This window comes from Streptomyces sp. NRRL F-5123 (assembly GCF_000721495.1).
GTDB lineage: Bacteria > Actinomycetota > Actinomycetes > Streptomycetales > Streptomycetaceae > Actinacidiphila.
Genome location: NZ_JOHY01000142.1, coordinates 1 through 1,849, shown reverse-complemented (window position 1 = coordinate 1,849; position 1,849 = coordinate 1). Strand labels below are relative to the sequence as shown.

The window sequence follows — 1,849 nt, the reverse complement described above, 5'->3', positions numbered from 1 at the left end:
ACGGCATACGAGATTTCTGCCTGTCTCGTGGGCTCGGAGATGTGTATAAGAGACAGGTCGAGTTCGATCCAGAGGGTGGGGACGAGGTGGGGTGGGAGGGTTTTGTGGAGGGTGGCGGGGAGGTCGTCGGGGGGGCCTGCGGTGTAGGCGACGAGGGTGTTGTTGTGGATGGCGATGGCGCCGCGGCCTTGGAGGTGGGCTTCGATTTCGCCGGGTTCGATGCGGTAGCCGCGGAGTTTGATCTGGTGGTCGAGGCGGCCGAGGTATTCGAGGTGGCCGTCGGGGTGGAGGCGGGCGCGGTCGCCGGTGCGGTAGTGGCGGGTGCCGTTCAGGGTGGGGAAGCGTTGGGTGGTGAGGTCGGGGCGGTTGTGGTAGCCGGTGGCCAGTCCTGGGCCGGAGACGCACAGTTCGCCGGGGGTGCCGGGGGGTACGGGTTCGTTGTGGGGGCCGAGGAGGGTGATGTGGGTGTTGGCGATGGGGCGGCCGATGGGGGGATTGCGGGGGGTGGTGTCGGGTTCGGTGAGGTCGGCGGCGGTGGCGATGACTGTTGCTTCGGTGGGGCCGTAGGTGTTGATGAGGCGGATGCGGTTGCCGAAGTGGTGGTGCCAGCGGGTGAGGGCGGTTTGCTGGGCTTGTTCGCCGCCGAGGATGACCAGGCGGAGGGTGGTGGGCCAGGGGGTGTGGTCGATGTCGTCGACGAGGTGGTGCCAGTAGGCGGTGGGCAGGTCGAGGACGGTGGTGTCGGTGAGGTGGTCGGTGAGGGTGAGGGGGCCGTCGGGGAGGAGTTTGATCGTTGCGCCGGAGGCGAGGGCGGGGAAGATTTCTTCGATGTGGGTGTCGAAGCTGTGGGAGGCGAACTGGATGATCTGGTCGCCGGGGCCGAGTTGGTAGTTGTCGCGCATCCAGGTGGTGCGGGTGGTCAGGGCGGTGTGGGGGACGGTGACGCCTTTGGGGGTGCCGGTGGAGCCGGAGGTGTAGATGATGTAGGCGGCGTCGGTGGTGGTGGTGGGGGTGGTTGTGGTGGTGGGGACGGGTCCGTCGGGGGTGAGGACGAGGGCGGTGCCGCTGTCGTGGGTCATGTAGTCCAGGCGGGCCTGGGGGTAGTCGGGGTCGAGGGGGAGGTAGGCGCTTGAGGCGTGCCAGGTGGCGATCATGGCGGCGATGGCGTCGGTGGTGCGGCCGAGGCGGATGCCGATGACGGTGTGGTGGGGGAGGGTGGTGGCCAGTTCGCGGGCGCGGGTGTCGAGTTGGGCGTAGGTGAGGTGCTGGTCGCCGCAGGTCAGGGCGATGGCGTCGGGGCGTTCGCGGACCTGGTGGGCGAACTGGTCGAGGAAGGCGGGGGTTTCGCCGAGGGTGGGGCCGTGCAGGACGGTGGGGTCGTCGGGGCCGAGGATCGGGACGGCGGCGAAGGGGGTGCGGGTGTGGTCGGGGAGCGCGCGCAGCAGGCGCGTGAAGCGGTCGGTGAGGCGCTCGATGGTGGCCGCGTCGAAGATTTCGGCGTCGTAGACGAGGGTGACGAGCAGCCCGTCGTGGTCCTGCCAGGCTTCCATCATGAGGTCGAACTTGGCTTGTTCGAAGCCTCCTCGAAGGGGATGCCCTGGTGGGCGAAGGCGGCCAGGACGTCGTCGCGGGTGCGGTCCAGGAGGTCGCCGAGGGTGGGGTTGTCGGTGAGGTCGGCGCGCAGGACGAGGACGTCGGTGAGGTAGCCGATGGCGGGTTCGAGTTCGAGGCGGTCGCGGCCGGCGGTGACGGTGCCGACGAGGATGTCGTTCTGGCCGGTGTGGCGGGCGAGCAGGGCCTGGTAGGCGGCCAGCAGCACCATGAACATCGTGCTGCCGTGCTCGCGGCC

General features: G+C 69.3%; 1 protein-coding gene and 1 pseudogene. Both read right to left on the bottom strand.

Annotated elements, in window-relative coordinates:
- The coding region (locus IH54_RS40980) for an AMP-binding protein (RefSeq protein WP_234344282.1) at positions 1 to 1,079 on the bottom strand (1,079 nt) is incomplete at its 3' end.
- An 18-nt stretch (positions 1,080 to 1,097) separates the two neighbouring features.
- Positions 1,098 to 1,822 (bottom strand): annotated as a pseudogene (locus IH54_RS47515) (condensation domain-containing protein); the annotation flags it as partial.
- Positions 1,823 to 1,849: the final 27 nt, after the last annotated feature.